The sequence below is a fragment of the Kocuria rhizophila genome (assembly GCF_003667225.1).
GTDB classification, from domain to species: Bacteria; Actinomycetota; Actinomycetes; order Actinomycetales; family Micrococcaceae; genus Kocuria; species Kocuria rhizophila.
This window is the reverse complement of record NZ_RCOM01000069.1, coordinates 1-13656: the sequence shown is the minus strand read 5'-3', so window position 1 is coordinate 13656 and position 13656 is coordinate 1. Positions and strand designations below refer to the sequence as shown.

13 protein-coding genes are annotated in these 13656 nt (G+C 70.6%); 8 read left to right on the top strand and 5 right to left on the bottom strand.

The window, feature by feature from the left end; genetic code table 11:
- The first annotated feature begins 389 nt into the window (after positions 1 to 389).
- The 8 genes from D9R02_RS12005 to fmdA all read left to right on the top strand — a co-directional run bounded on the left by D9R02_RS12005 (position 390) and on the right by fmdA (position 9714).
- Entirely contained in the window at positions 390 to 650 is a 261-nt protein-coding gene (locus D9R02_RS12005; RefSeq protein WP_145000332.1) for a hypothetical protein, read from the top strand.
- Positions 651 to 991: 341 nt separating this feature from the next.
- Positions 992 to 1516: a hypothetical protein gene (locus D9R02_RS09280; RefSeq protein WP_047978186.1), complete on the top strand. Its 525-nt coding sequence runs from the start codon at positions 992 to 994 to the stop codon at positions 1514 to 1516.
- A gap of 225 nt (positions 1517 to 1741) precedes the next feature.
- Complete coding sequence (gene hutU, locus D9R02_RS09275; protein ID WP_121566799.1) at positions 1742 to 3460, top strand: urocanate hydratase; 1719 nt, start codon at positions 1742 to 1744, stop codon at positions 3458 to 3460.
- A gap of 170 nt (positions 3461 to 3630) precedes the next feature.
- Complete coding sequence (gene hutI, locus D9R02_RS09270; protein ID WP_102613689.1) at positions 3631 to 4794, top strand: imidazolonepropionase; 1164 nt, start codon at positions 3631 to 3633, stop codon at positions 4792 to 4794.
- Positions 4795 to 4911: 117 nt separating this feature from the next.
- Positions 4912 to 6231, top strand: a complete 1320-nt coding sequence (locus D9R02_RS09265; RefSeq protein WP_102613667.1) for a YjiH family protein — start codon at positions 4912 to 4914, stop codon at positions 6229 to 6231.
- Between the two features lie 83 nt (positions 6232 to 6314).
- Positions 6315 to 7877 carry a histidine ammonia-lyase gene (gene hutH / locus D9R02_RS09260; protein ID WP_102613668.1) on the top strand — a complete coding sequence of 521 codons (1563 nt, stop codon included), beginning with the start codon at positions 6315 to 6317 and terminating at the stop codon, positions 7875 to 7877.
- A gap of 228 nt (positions 7878 to 8105) precedes the next feature.
- Positions 8106 to 8399, top strand: a complete 294-nt coding sequence (locus D9R02_RS09255) for an FmdB family zinc ribbon protein (protein ID WP_102613669.1) — start codon at positions 8106 to 8108, stop codon at positions 8397 to 8399.
- A 58-nt stretch (positions 8400 to 8457) separates the two neighbouring features.
- Complete coding sequence (gene fmdA, locus D9R02_RS09250) at positions 8458 to 9714, top strand: formamidase (RefSeq protein ID WP_121566798.1); 1257 nt, start codon at positions 8458 to 8460, stop codon at positions 9712 to 9714.
- Between the two features lie 123 nt (positions 9715 to 9837).
- On the opposite strand, the gene D9R02_RS09245 is transcribed toward fmdA, so the two are convergent.
- The 5 genes from D9R02_RS09245 to D9R02_RS09225 form a co-directional block, all read right to left on the bottom strand.
- The gene (locus tag D9R02_RS09245; RefSeq protein ID WP_102613671.1) at positions 9838 to 10716 is read right to left on the bottom strand and encodes an alpha/beta fold hydrolase; all 879 of its coding nucleotides are present in this window, start codon (positions 10714 to 10716) and stop codon (positions 9838 to 9840) included.
- A gap of 242 nt (positions 10717 to 10958) precedes the next feature.
- Positions 10959 to 11522: a DUF3349 domain-containing protein gene (locus tag D9R02_RS09240; RefSeq protein WP_102613672.1), complete on the bottom strand. Its 564-nt coding sequence runs from the start codon at positions 11520 to 11522 to the stop codon at positions 10959 to 10961.
- Positions 11519 to 11779 carry a hypothetical protein gene (locus D9R02_RS09235; protein ID WP_259463940.1) on the bottom strand — a complete coding sequence of 87 codons (261 nt, stop codon included), beginning with the start codon at positions 11777 to 11779 and terminating at the stop codon, positions 11519 to 11521. The genes D9R02_RS09240 and D9R02_RS09235 overlap by 4 nt, the downstream gene beginning before the upstream one ends.
- An 8-nt stretch (positions 11780 to 11787) precedes the next feature.
- Complete coding sequence (locus D9R02_RS09230) at positions 11788 to 13011, bottom strand: inorganic phosphate transporter (RefSeq protein WP_102613673.1); 1224 nt, start codon at positions 13009 to 13011, stop codon at positions 11788 to 11790.
- 246 nt (positions 13012 to 13257) lie between these two features.
- Positions 13258 to 13470 (bottom strand): sulfurtransferase TusA family protein, encoded by a 213-nt coding sequence (locus D9R02_RS09225; protein ID WP_338074425.1) that lies wholly within the window; start codon positions 13468 to 13470, stop codon positions 13258 to 13260.
- Positions 13471 to 13656: the final 186 nt, after the last annotated feature.

Below are 13656 nucleotides of genomic sequence, written 5' to 3'. Positions count from 1 at the left end.
CGGCCGGGGCCGGAGGGAATTGAACCGATATCGCAGGTCAGTTCACCTGCCCGGCAATATCGACTCTGGACAGTGGTAACACTGGGGACATGAAGCACTCGATGAAGAGGCATCAATCTTCGGGTCGTTGCAGGCCGGTATCGCTAGCCGTCGCCGCTGCTGTAGTCGTGGTGTTCGGCGCAGGATGCACCGTGGACCACCGGGACGCAACCGCGCCGAGCACGGCTCCTGCCTCTCATTCCTCGTCACGCGCATCCTCCGCGACTCCGTCCGTGACGCCGTCCCCCACGGCGTCGACTGCGGTTCCGACGTCAAGAACGCCGACCGCGGCGCAACCCACCGGGACCGTGAAATCCATGCATCCGGCGACCCCGACCCCGATTCCTGGCGTGACCACCGGCCGATCCTCGGGAGGGCCGATCCCGGGGATCCACATTGCCACGGAAGAGCAAGCCCTGGAGTTGATTGGCAAGGTCGACGGGTTCAATCCCGACATCTGCTACATCAGCGACAAAAACCCCGATGGATCATTCACGGTCACAGGACAGTCCAAGTCCATGACGGGCCAGGGCGGATCCGGCACCACCGGGGTGTGGACGGTATATCAGGACGGCTCTTACCACTTCGGTCAGGATTTAGCTGACGGTTGAGCGGCGGCATGCGATCCGGGCGGTGCACTGGGGTGGAGCACCCTTCGCTCGTCACGCTCTGACCTCCTGGGCAAGGAATCCCTAAGCCCAGTACCCTTGGACGTCCCCCCTCCCCCGATCGGACGTGACGAATGGACACCTCGCCCACTGATCCTGCTCCGCGAGTCCTGTCTCGGCGCACCCTTGCCCGCGGCCTCGCATGGTCAACCCCCACACTGGCGCTAGCCGCCGTCGCACCGGCCTATGCGGCGTCCAGCACCTGCAGTCCGACGCTCACCTCCCAGGGCGGCCTGATCTACGGCTGGGGCGGCACAGGGGGAAGTGGGACCACCACGCAGACCATGACCGTGGGGGCCGAGACCTACGTGTACGGTCTACCCGCGGGCGTGACGGTCGTGAAGATCACCTACCAGTGGTGGATCATGAACCGTCAGGGTCAAGACTCGTCAGGGCCGGGAGCCTTCTGGGTGGGCAATCGCACCTCGAGCCGCAGTACCGAAAACCGCTCGGCCATGCCCTACACCACGGGTAGCCGGGGTTGGCGTGGCAGCCTCGCCAACACAGTGAACAACACCTCAGTGATGTTTCCGGACGGCACCTCATACCCGGCCTGGGACCTGAACTTCCTGTGGAATGGGAGCAATGGCGCCAACGGCACCTATTCGAGTGGCACCGACGGGTGCACCAACTTCGTCAGCGGACCGTCCGGGCGTTTCGGCGTGACCTACACCGGTGTCACGCCTCTGGCCCGTTGCCCCAGTCCCGACGGAACCATCCCGAACTTCAACACCATCGAGGTCACCCTCTCGAACGGGCAGGTGCTCAACACTTCAATCACCAACAACGGCGGATCCACCTGCAAGTGAGGGGAACAGACCGGGAGCGGTGAGGTAATGCTCCTCGCGAGACACCTGGTCAGCAACCACACCTAACGTCCATCGTGTGGTGCCCCACTCGACCCCCCCTGTCTGGCATCCCAGACACAACCCCCTCCAGAACCCGTGACCCCCGTCACCGCCCGTGGTCCCATGGACTCATTCCCCGTCCGCGGCCTCACGCGCCCCGGACCGACCCGCACCAGGAGGCACCTCATGGCACTGCCCAACGCCCGCCCCGTCCGCGCACCCCGCGGCACCGAGATCAGCGCCAAGAGCTGGCAGACCGAAGCGCCCCTGCGCATGCTCATGAACAACCTGGACCCGGAGGTCGCTGAGCGTCCGGACGACCTGGTGGTCTACGGCGGCACCGGCCGTGCGGCTCGCAGCTGGGAGGCGTTCGACGCCATCGTGAAGACCCTCAAGGAGCTCGAGGACGACGAGACCCTGCTGGTCCAGTCCGGCAAACCGGTGGGTGTCTTCCGCACCAACAAGTGGGCCCCGCGCGTGCTGATCGCCAACTCCAACCTGGTGGGCGACTGGGCCACGTGGCCCGAGTTCCGCAAGCTCGAGGACGAGGGCCTCATGATGTACGGCCAGATGACCGCCGGGTCCTGGATCTACATCGCTACGCAGGGCATCTTGCAGGGCACCTACGAGACCTTCTACGCCGTCGCCCGCAAGATGCACGAGGAAGGCCGCATCCCCGAGCCCACCCTGGCCGGCACCCTGACCATCACCGGCGGCTGCGGCGGCATGGGCGGCGCCCAGCCGCTCGCCGTGACGCTGAACGGCGGCGCCTGCCTCGTCGTCGACGTGGACGAGACGCGCCTCAAGCGCCGCCAGTCCAAGCGCTACCTGGACGAGGTGGAGACGGACCTGGACACCGCCCTCGCCAAGGTCATGGCGGCCAAGAACGAGCACCGGGCGCTGTCCGTGGGGTACGTGGGCAATGCCGCGGACGTGTTCCCGGAGCTGCTGCGCCGCCACCGCGCGGGCGAGATCTCCGTGGACGTCGTGACCGACCAGACCTCCGCGCACGATCCCCTGTCCTACCTGCCCACCGAGTTCACCGTGGAGCAGTGGGACGCCGAGGCCAAGGCCGATCCCATCGGCTTCACCAAGAAGGCCCAGGAAGCCATGGCTGCCCAGGTCCAGGCGATGGTCGAGTTCCAGGACGAGGGCGCCGAGGTCTTCGACTACGGCAACTCCATCCGCGACGAGGCCCGCCACGCCGGCTACACCCGCGCGTTCGAGTTCCCGGGCTTCGTCCCGGCGTACATCCGCCCGCTGTTCTGCGAGGGTCTCGGCCCCTTCCGCTGGGTGGCGCTCTCCGGCGATCCCAAGGACATCGAGGTCACGGACAACGCCATCAAGGAGCTCTTCCCGGACAACAAGCACCTGCACGAGTGGATCGACGCCGCGCAGGAGCACGTGGAGTTCGAGGGCCTGCCCGCGCGCATCTGCTGGCTGGGCTACGGCGAGCGCCACAAGGCCGGGCTGCTGTTCAACCAGCTCGTGGCCGAGGGCAAGGTGTCCGCGCCCATCGTGATCGGCCGCGACCATCTGGACTCCGGTTCGGTGGCCTCGCCCTACCGCGAGACCGAGTCCATGAAGGACGGTTCGGACGCGATCGCGGACTGGCCGCTGCTCAACGCGCTCACCGCCGCGTCCTCCGGCGCCACCTGGGTCTCCATCCACCACGGCGGCGGCGTGGGCATCGGCCGTTCCATCCACGCGGGCCAGGTCTCCGTGGCGGACGGCACCGAGCTCGCCGCGCAGAAGCTCGAGCGCCTGCTCACCAACGACCCCGGCATGGGCGTGATCCGCCACGCGGACGCCGGCTACGAGCGCGCCATCCAGGTGGCGGACGAGCGCGGCGTCAACATCCCCATGCACAACGATCTCGCGGCCACCCGCCAGGCGGACCAGTGACCGGGCGCCCCACCTCCCCCACCGGGGACGACGACGCCGCACGCGGGCTCCGCGCCGATTCTCACCCGGGTGCCGCCTCCTCGGGGACGGCACCGGGGGCGACCAGCGACGCAGCCCAGCCGGGCGCGCGGTCGCACCGGGCGGCGTCGTCCGCCGGCGGGTCCGAGCTCATCACCGGCATCGGCGAGCTGCACACGGTGGACCCCGCGCGAGGTGAGGACTCCGTGCTCCGGGACGCGGCCGTCGTCGTCGAGAACGGGCTGATCGCATGGGTGGGCCGCGCCTCCGAGGCGCCCGCGGCGGACCGCGCCGTGGACGTGGAGGGGCGCGCGGGGCTGCCCGGCTGGGTGGACTCGCACACGCACCTGGTGTTCGCCGGGGACCGCGGGGAGGAGTTCGCCGCGCGTATGGCCGGCGAGGCATACGCGGCGGGTGGCATCGGCGTGACCACGAACGCCACCCGGGAAGCCAGCGACGAAACCCTGCGCGGGCTCGTGGCCGGGCGCGTGCGGGATGCCGTGGCCGGTGGCACCACCTACCTGGAGACGAAGACGGGCTACGGCCTGGACGTGGAGCAGGAGCTGCGCGCGGCGAAGATCGCCGCGGACGCCGCGGACGAGGTCACGTTCCTGGGTGCCCACCTGGTGCCCGAGGGCGTGGACGCGGACGAGTACGTGGAGACGGTGTGCGGGCCCATGCTCGAGGCCGTGACCCCGTACGTGCAGTGGGCGGACGTGTTCTGCGAGCGCGGGGCGTTCAATCCGGAGCAGTCGCGCCGCGTGCTCGAGGCCTGCCGGGACGCGGGGCTCGGGCTGCGGGTGCACGGCAACCAGATCGGCCCCGGTGAGGGTGTGTCCCTGGCCGTGGAGCTGGGGGCGGCGTCCGTGGACCACTGCAACTTCCTCTCGGACGAGGACGTGGCGGCGCTGGCCGGCTCGGGCACCGTGGCCACCGTGCTGCCGGCGTGCGACCTCTCCACCCGTGCCCCGCTGGCCCCGGCCCGTGAGCTGCTGGACGCGGGAGCCACCGTGGCAATCGCCTCCAACTGCAACCCCGGCACCAGCTACACCACGTCCATGAACTTCTGCGTGGCCACTGCGGTGCTGCAGATGGAGCTCACGGTGGACGAGGCCATCCGTGCCGCCACGCTCGGCGGCGCCAAGGCGCTGCGGCGGGACGTCTCCACCCCGGGCCGGCCCGCCGTGGGCCACCTCGCGGTGGGAACGCGCGCGGACCTCCACGTGCTGGACGCCCCGCAGGCCGTGCACCTGGCCTACCGCCCCGGCATGCCCCTCACGTGGGGCGTGTGGCGGGCGGGCCGCCGGGAGGTCTGAGCCGGAGGCCCTGCGGTGTTCCGCGGGGCCTCTGAATCGGGCACCATGCGCAGGATCTCGCCGCAGACCCTGCCGGAATGACCACCACCCACGATTCACCCGTCACGAGGATGTGAAATGAGCACACTCCAGGAACCCGCGCGCACCAACCGCGCCGATGTGCTGCGCTTCGTGCTCTACAGCGCCATCGGCATCTTCATGTTCTTCGTGCCCGTCACCATCGGCGGCAAGAGCACCATCCCGTTGGACCACATCGTCACGTGGCTCCGGGAGAACGTGGGTGCCGCCGTGCCGTACTACGCGCTGGCGGTGATTCTGGCCGGCACGGTGTTCCCGTTCGTCACGGGTTCCTGGCGGGCCTCCCCGGTGAAGATGGTGTTCGCGTTCCTGAACATCCTGGGTCTGGTGGTCGGATGCGCCCTGGTGTTCGGCGTGGGCCCGGACTGGCTCATGGCCAAGGACATGGGCCCGTTCCTGTTCAACTCCCTGGTGATCCCGGTGGGACTGATCGTGCCCATCGGCGCCGTGTTCCTGGCCCTGCTGATCGGGTACGGACTCATGGAGTTCATCGGGGTGTTCCTGCAGCCGGTCATGCGCCCGGTGTGGCGCACCCCGGGCCGTTCGGCCATCGACGCGGTGGCGTCCTTCGTGGGCAGCTACTCCCTGGCGCTGCTGCTCACCGACCGCGTCTACCGGGAGGGTCGCTACACGGCACGGGAAGCGGCCATCATCGCCACGGGCTTCTCCACCGTGTCCGCGAGCTTCATGGTGATCGTGGCCAAGGCCCTGGACCTCATGGACCACTGGCTGCTCTACTTCTGGCTGGCCCTGGTGGTCACCTTCCTGGTCACCGCCATCACCGTGCGGATCCCGCCGCTGAGCCGCATCCCGGACGAGCCCTACCCCGGTGTGGAGCACCAGCCGGAGAAGCTGGTCACCGGCAGGCGTTTCCACCACGCGTGGGCCGAGGCGCGGGAAGCCCTGCACACCGCCCCGAGCCTGGGCCGCAACGTGTGGGACAACCTCCGGGACGGCCTCCGCATGGCCATGTCCATCCTCCCCTCGATCCTCTCGATCGGTCTGATCGGACTGGTGCTGGCCCGCTACACCCCGATCTTCGACTGGCTGGGGTACCTCTTCGTTCCCTTCGCGTGGATCGTGGGGCTGCCGGAGCCACTGCTCGCGGGCAAGGCGTCGGCCACGGGCATCGCGGAGATGTTCCTCCCCGCCACCCTGGTGGCCGGGCAGGAGTCGCTCGTCCTGCGCCTGGTGATCGCGATCGTCTGCGTCTCGGCGATCATCTTCTTCTCCGCCCTCGTGCCGTCCATCCTGGCCACCGAGATCCCGGTCTCCATCCGATCGCTGGTGGTCATCTGGTTCGAGCGCGTGGCCCTCACCATCCTCATCGCCACTCCGCTGGTGCGGCTGCTCACCTAGTGCGCAGCACCCGCGGCGCACATGCACGGCACCGCCCTGACACACTTCTCCCGAACCGCTCCCGACCGGAAGGACCCTTCCCCATGCCCCTCTTCGACACCGACCTCCCCACCACCGTGCAGCTGGGCTCCTCCGGCGTCACGGTGGGTGACGTGATCGCCGTCGCCCGCCACGACGCCCGCGTGGAGCTGACCGACGAGGCCCGCGAGCACGTCGCGAGGGTGCGCCGGAACATCGATGAGCTGGCGGCGTCGGATGTGCCCGCGTACGGGATCTCCACCGGATTCGGCGCGCTGGCCAACAAGCACATCCCCCTGGAGAAGCGCACCCGGCTGCAGAAGTCCCTGGTGCGCTCCCACGCCGCGGGCACCGGGCCCACCGTGGAGCGGGAGGTGGTGCGGGCGCTCATGTTCCTGCGTGCCAAGACCCTGGCCTCGGGGCACACGGGCATCCGGGTGGAGACCCTGGAGACCATGCTCGCCGTGCTCAACGCGGGCATCACCCCGGTGGTGCACGAGTTCGGCTCACTGGGCTGCTCGGGTGACCTGGCACCGCTCGCCCACTGCGCGCTCGTGCTCATGGGTGAGGGCCGCGCCGTCGGACCGGACGGCACCGAGCGTCCCGTGCCCGAGCTGCTCGCCGAGGCCGGGATCGAGCCCGTGACCCTCGCCGAGAAGGAGGGCCTGGCGCTCATCAACGGCACGGACGGCATGCTGGGCCAGCTCATCATGGCGCTGGCGGACCTACAGAACCTCCTCACCGCCGCGGACATCACCGCCGCGTTCTCCGTGGAGGGTCTGCTGGGCACGGACCGCGTGTTCGTCCCCGAGCTGCACGAGCCGCTGCGCCCCCACCCGGGCCAGAAGTATGCCGCTGCGAACATGCTCAAGGTGTTGGAGGGCTCCGGCATCGTGGCCTCCCACCGCGTGGGCGACGACCGCGTGCAGGACGCCTACTCCCTGCGCTGCGCCCCCCAGGTGGCGGGCGGCAGCCGGGACACCGCGGCGTACGCCCTGACCGTCGCGCAGCAGGAGCTCGCCGCGGCCGTGGACAACCCCGTGGTCCTGGACGACGGCACCGTGAGCTCCAACGGCAACTTCCACGGCGCGCCCGTGGCCTACGTGCTCGACTTCATGGCCATCCCGATTGCGGACCTGGCGTCCATGTCCGAGCGCCGCACCGACCGCATGCTGGACCCGGCCCGCTCCAACGGCCTGCCCCCGTTCCTCGCGGAGGACCCGGGCACGGACTCCGGGCTGATGATCGCGCAGTACACCCAGGCCGGGCTGGTCTCGGACATGAAGCGCCTGGCCGCCCCGGCGTCCGTGGACTCGATCCCCAGCTCCGCCATGCAGGAGGACCACGTGTCCATGGGCTGGCACGCCGCCCGCAAGCTGCGCCAGGCCGTGCTGAACCTGCGCCGCGTGCTCGCCATCGAGCTGCTCTCCGCCACCCGCGCGATCGCTCTGCGCGCGCCCCTGGAACCGGGCGCGGCGGCGTCGGCGGTCATCGCGGACCTGGACGGCCGCGTGGGCGCGCCCGGCGAGGACCGCTTCATGGCGCCGGAGATCGAGGCGGCCGAGGAGTACGTGGCCTCGGGACGCCTGGTGCGCACGGTCGAGTCCGCGGTGGGCCCGCTGAACTGACCGGCACGCGCGGGGGCGGGGCACGACGTCGCCCGCGTGCGTCCCCCGCGCACGGCCTGTACGCATGGGGCCGGGGGCCGCGTCTGAGGAGAGGTTCTGCCGCCGGAAAGTGCGTTTCCGGGGGCAGAACCTCTCCCTGCGCGTTGAGGCGAACGCGGGTCAGCGTTCGGACCTGTCCCCTCCGCAGACCGAGTTGTATCGTGGCTCACACGCGCGAAGGGAGCGTCCATGCCCGTCTACGAGTTCCGGTGCGAGGCCTGCGGGCCGTTCGACGCCCACCACGCCATGGCCCAGGTGCCACGCTCCCAGGACTGCCCCGCGTGCGGTGCGGACGCGCGGCGCGTGTTCTCCGCGGTGGGGCTGTCCCGCGCGAACTCTCCCCGGGCACGCGCGATCGACCGCGCGGCCCGCACGGCTGACGCGCCCGACGTCGTCCACTCCCTGCCCCGCCAGCCCGGCGCCCCCGGAGCGGCCCCTGCCGTGACCCGGGACCCCCGGCACGCGAAGCTGCCGCGGCCCTAGCTTCCCCGCACTGCCGCGCGGGAACCGCCCGCGGGGCTCTCCAGAAAGGTCACGGACCATGCCAGAAGTGATTTTCCCGCTGGACTCCACCAAGCCCTTCACCGAGCAGAAGCTGACCGGCCACAACCGCTGGCACCCCGACATCCCGCCCGTGGCCACGCTCAAGCGCGGGGAGAGCTACCGCATCGACTGCCGCGAGTGGTTCGACGGCGCCATCAAGAACGACGACTCCGCGGACGACATCCGGGACGCCCCACTGAACCGGGTGCACGCGCTGTCCGGGCCCTTCCGCATCGAGGGTGCGGAGCCCGGCGACCTGCTGATCGTGGACATCCTGGACGTGGGTCCCATCCCCCAGGAGGAGGGCCCGCTGGCCGGACAGGGCTGGGGCTACACGGGAATCTTCGCGCAGAAGAACGGCGGCAGCTTCCTGGTGGACCAGTTCCCGGACGCGTACAAGGCGGTGTGGGACTTCCGCGGCGGCGAGTGCACGTCCCGGCACATCCCCGGCGTGAAGTTCACGGGCATGGTCCACCCCGGCCTCATGGGCACTGCGCCGTCCGCGGAGCTGCTGAAGACGTGGAACAAGCGCGAGGGCGACCTGATCGCCACCGAACCGAACCGCGTGCCCCCGCTGGCCTTGCCGCCGGAGCCGGACTCCGCGATCCTCGGCTCGCTGACCGGCGCGGACTACGACCGCGTGGCCGGCGAGGGCGCCCGCACCGCTCCCCCGCGCGAGAACGGCGGCAACCAGGACATCAAGAACTTCACCAAGGGCTCGCGCGTGTTCTACCCGGTGTACGTGTCCGGGGCGAACCTCTCCATGGGTGACCTGCACTTCTCCCAGGGGGACGGCGAGATCACGTTCTGCGGCGGCATCGAGATGGGCGGTTTCATCGACATCCATGTGGACGTGATCAAGGGCGGCATGGACACCTACGGCGTGAGCGAGAACGCCATCTTCATGCCCGGACGCAACGGTCCCGTGTACTCGGAGTGGCTGGCGTTCTCGGGCACGTCCGTGACGCTCGACGGCGAGCAGCGCTACCTGGACTCGCACCTGTCCTACCAGCGCGCGATCCTGCACGCCATCGACTACCTCGCCAAGTTCGGCTGGTCCAAGGAGCAGGCGTACCTGCTGCTGGGCGCCGCCCCCATCGAGGGCCGCTTCTCCGGGGTGGTGGACATCCCCAACTCGTGCGCCACGGTGTACCTGCCCACCGAGATCTTCGACGTGGACATCCGCCCCTCCGCCAGCGGTCCCACCCAGGTGGACCCGGGCATGGGGGCGCCGCGGGCGATGAACCCGGGCTGATCCCGCCACGGCCCCGCGCGGACGACGCCGCGGGGCCGCCTCTCGCAGGTGAGTGCACTTCCGCCCCAGGAACCGCGGTTTCCAAGGATGGAAGTGCACTCGCATGTCTGACGGGCGGTCCTCTCAATCCCGTGCGGCGGCCGCCAGGTGCTCCTGGATCTCCGCCAGCACCTCGTCCGGGCGCTCCTCCACCATGAAGTGCCCGGTGGGAACCGCCCGGCCGGTGATGCGTGGCAGCCACGGCCGCCACGCCTCCAGCGGGTCCGTCTGGGCACCCACCACGCCGTTGCTGCCCCAGAGCAGCAGGGCGGGGAGGTTGCGAGAGGTGCCGCGGTCGGCGTCGTCGTGCTCCCGGTCCACACCGGCGGCCGCGGCGTAGTCCGCGCACCACGCGGCCACGACGGACGGGTTCTGGGCGGCGGCCTCGTAAGCCGCGAGCGCCTCGGGGTCGAACGTGTCCAGGGAACCGGGAGTGCCACCCAGTCCCCCGAGGGCCGCGTGCAGGAAGGTGAGGGGCTCGGCGCTGATGAGCCGCTGCGGCATGGGTGCTGGCTGGGCCAGGAACAGCCAGTGGTAGTACCGGGTGGCCAGCCAGTCGTCCATGAGCTCCCACACGGTGGGGGTGGGGAGGATGTCCAGCAGCGCCACGGAGCGCACCGCGTCCGGGAAGTCCAGGGTCATGCGGTGGGCGGTGCGCGCGCCGCGGTCGTGGGCCACCACGTCGAAACTCTCGTGGCCCAGGTGGCGCATCACGGCCACCATGTCCGCCGCCATGGCCCGGAAACTGAACTCCTCGCTGTGCGCCGTGGAGTTCCCGTAGCCGCGCAAATCCGCGACCACCACGCGGTGGTCCCGCGCGAGGGCAGGGCCCAGTCGGTGCCACATGGCGTGGGTCTGCGGGAAGCCGTGCAGCAGCAGGAGCGGCTCGCCCTGCCCGCCGGTCCGCGCGTGGATGGTGGCCCCGGGGACCGGAATGCGGTGGGTCTCGAAGTTCTCGAACATGGGGCCATTGTGCGCCCCCCAGGTGGGGGACCACCCGTGCAGCCGGGCCCGTCAACACGCTCGGGGCGGGAAGCCTCCCGACTGCTCCACGAACGGGACTGAGACACCCATGGCCTTAGGCGCACAGCGTCTGAGGAGAGGTTCTGCCCCCGGAAAGTGCGTTTCAGGGGGCAGAACCTCTCCCTGCGCGTCGGGCCACCCACGGGACATCGCCCGCCCCACGCGTGGCGCCCCGCCGCGCCCTACTCCCCCTCGAACGGCCACCCGTGCGCCGCGAGCATCGCGCGGATGCGTGCGATTTCCTCGGGCTTGGGCTCGTCCTCCGTGGCGCGCTGGATGGCGTCGCGGGCATCGGCCTCGGAGGGTGCCACCCCCTGTTCCCGGGCGTCCTGGGCCAGCTGGTCCGCGATCGCGGCCATGTCCGCGTCGTCCAGCTGGGGGCGAAGCACCGCGAGCACCGGGAGGTAGTCCTGGGCGGGGACCCCGTTGGGGTAGTCAGCCCGCAGCCAGTTCATCACCCGCGCCACGTAGCCGGGCTGGCGGGGTGGTTCGTCCTGGCTGGCGCCCACCAGGGGCCACCCGGCGCGCGCGAGCTCCGCGGCGACGTCGTGCTGCTGGGCCTCGGAGGACGTGGCGGGGCCCAGGAGGTCTCCCGCCGGAACGTCCAGCGCCTCGAGCAGGCGCTCGGTGCGGTGCGGGCCCACCGTGCGAGCCAGCAGCTCCGCGAGCGCGGCGTGCTGCTCGGGCGGGACGCCCTGCGGGTAGGCGGCCCGAATGTGCTCGAGAGCCGCGTCGAAAGTCATCATCCGAACACCGTGATCTCTAGGTAGTGCTCCAAGCTCTTGCGGGTGATCCAGAGGACCCCGATCAGCACCGCGGCGAGCACGATCGCAAAGCAGAGTACCGCCCCGGCGAGCGCCACGGGGTTCCTGCGGGCCGTGCCGTCGGGGCCGGGGTCCGGGGTGGCGCGGCTCCACAGGGTGATGCCCACGGTGAACAGCGCGGGCAGGCCGGCGCCGAAGCACAGGCCGGCCACGAGCACGGCCAGGGCGGATCTCGCCATCTCGGCAATCATGAGCGGGTGACCTCCTGGGTACCGGAGCGGAGGGAGTCGCCGGGTGCGGGGGTGGTGCCCTCGTCCCAGTCGTCGTTGACGTTGTGGCGGTCCACCTTCTGGTGGCGGGAGCGCATGAAGATCAGGGCTGACGTGACCACCATGAACAGGAAGATGGCCACGGCGCCGGCCAGTCCCCCGATCGCGTGGGCGACCACGAAGCACGCCGCACCCACCACGGCCGCGGCGGGCAGCGTGAGCAGCCAGCCCACCACCATGCGCCCGGCCACGCCCCAGCGCACCGTGGCGCCGGGCTTGCCCACCCCGGATCCGAGGATGGAGCCGGTGGCCACGTGCGTGGTGGACAGCGCCATGCCGAAGTGGCTGGAGGTCAGGATGATGGCCGCCGACGACGCCTCGGCCGCCATCCCCTGCGGCGGCTCGATCTCCACGAGGCCCTTGCCGAGCGTGCGGATCACGCGCCAGCCGCCCAGGTACGTGCCCAGGGCGATGGCCACCGCGCACGAGACGATGATCCACGGGGGCAGACCGTCCTCCTCGATGCCCTGCACGCTCAGGCTGCCGTGCGCGATCAGGGCCAGGGCGATCACGCCCATGGTCTTCTGCGCGTCACCGGTGCCGTGGGCCAGGGACACCAGCGACGCCGTTCCCACCTGTCCCCAGCGGAACCCCTGGTCCCGGTGGCGACGGTCCGCCCCGCGGGCGATGAGGTACACGAGCGCGGTTCCCACAGCGGCCACGCACCCGGCGATGAACGGGGCCAGCGCGGCGGGCACCAGGATCTTCTGCACCACTCCGGCCCAGTTCACCCCGGCCACCCCGAGCGAGGCGAGACCCGCGCCGATGAGCCCGCCGAACAGCGCGTGGGACGAGCTGGAGGGCAGGCCGAACAACCACGTGGCCAGGTTCCAGAGGATGCCGCCGATGAGCCCCGAGAAGATGAGGGTCAGTGCGATCGTGGGGTCCAGCCCGGAGACGAGCCCGCCGTCCGGGGTCTGGATGAGCAGCACGTCCTTGGTGACCGTGGTGGCCACCTCCACGGAGAGGAACGCGCCCACCAGGTTCAGCACCGCGGACAGCGTCACGGCCGTGCGGGGCTTGAGCGCTCCGGTGGCGATGGACGTGGCCATGGCGTTGCCGGTGTCGTGGAATCCGTTGGTGAAGTCGAAGGCCAGCGCGGTCACGACCACCAGGCCCAGGATCACCAGTTCAACTGTCATTCCCCCAGGATGATCCCCACCGGGGCTCCGTGCCAAAAACGCGGCCGCACCCGGCCCCGTGGTGTTGGACACCTTGCTGACAACGCACGTACCCGCTACCACCGGCAGCGGGTACGTGCGCGGTTCTCGCGACGGAGCGGCCAGCCCTCGCGCGGGGTTCGTGGTGCCGGTGTGGGCGCCCACCGTGGTCGATCCCGCGGCCGCCCCTCGTGCGCGGGGCTCGTCCCCCCCCTCCAGGGCGGGGGGTCAGCCCTTGCGGAGGGTGATCTGCCAGCTGGCGTCGCCCTTCTCCACGAAGTCGGTGACCTCGTGCCCGTCCGTGGCCGCCCACTGCGGGATGGCCTCGGTGGCCTGGGTGCAGTCGAAGTCGATCACCAGGTGGTCACCGCTCTGCAGGGTCTGCATCACGTCCTTGGCCTCGATCAGCGGGAACGGGCACACCGCCCCGAGCGAGTCCAGGGCCCAGTAGCCGTCCCCCAGGTCCTTCAGTTTCGACGACGCCGCTGCGCCCGGGTTCCTGACCATGAGCGCCGTGGGTGCCGCGGAGAGTCCCGAGAACACGTCCGCGCCCGAGGTGCGGGGGGCACCCGCGGTGGGAGCGGCGTCGTGCGCGGCGGTGTCCGTGGCGAGGGGGCGGGCCGTGGG

Excerpts from the sequence above, each read along its gene's own strand:
- D9R02_RS09280 (WP_047978186.1), top strand. The coding sequence starts at position 992 with ATGACCGTGGGGGCCGAGACCTACGTGTACGGTCTACCCGCGGGCGTG.
- hutU (WP_121566799.1), top strand. The coding sequence starts at position 1,742 with ATGGCACTGCCCAACGCCCGCCCCGTCCGCGCACCCCGCGGCACCGAG.
- D9R02_RS09265 (WP_102613667.1), top strand. The coding sequence starts at position 4,912 with ATGAGCACACTCCAGGAACCCGCGCGCACCAACCGCGCCGATGTGCTG.
- hutH (WP_102613668.1), top strand. The coding sequence starts at position 6,315 with ATGCCCCTCTTCGACACCGACCTCCCCACCACCGTGCAGCTGGGCTCC.
- D9R02_RS09255 (WP_102613669.1), top strand. The coding sequence starts at position 8,106 with ATGCCCGTCTACGAGTTCCGGTGCGAGGCCTGCGGGCCGTTCGACGCC.
- fmdA (WP_121566798.1), top strand. The coding sequence starts at position 8,458 with ATGCCAGAAGTGATTTTCCCGCTGGACTCCACCAAGCCCTTCACCGAG.
- D9R02_RS09245 (WP_102613671.1), bottom strand. The coding sequence starts at position 10,716 with ATGTTCGAGAACTTCGAGACCCACCGCATTCCGGTCCCCGGGGCCACC.
- D9R02_RS09240 (WP_102613672.1), bottom strand. The coding sequence starts at position 11,522 with ATGATGACTTTCGACGCGGCTCTCGAGCACATTCGGGCCGCCTACCCG.
- D9R02_RS09235 (WP_259463940.1), bottom strand. The coding sequence starts at position 11,779 with ATGGCGAGATCCGCCCTGGCCGTGCTCGTGGCCGGCCTGTGCTTCGGC.
- D9R02_RS09230 (WP_102613673.1), bottom strand. The coding sequence starts at position 13,011 with ATGACAGTTGAACTGGTGATCCTGGGCCTGGTGGTCGTGACCGCGCTG.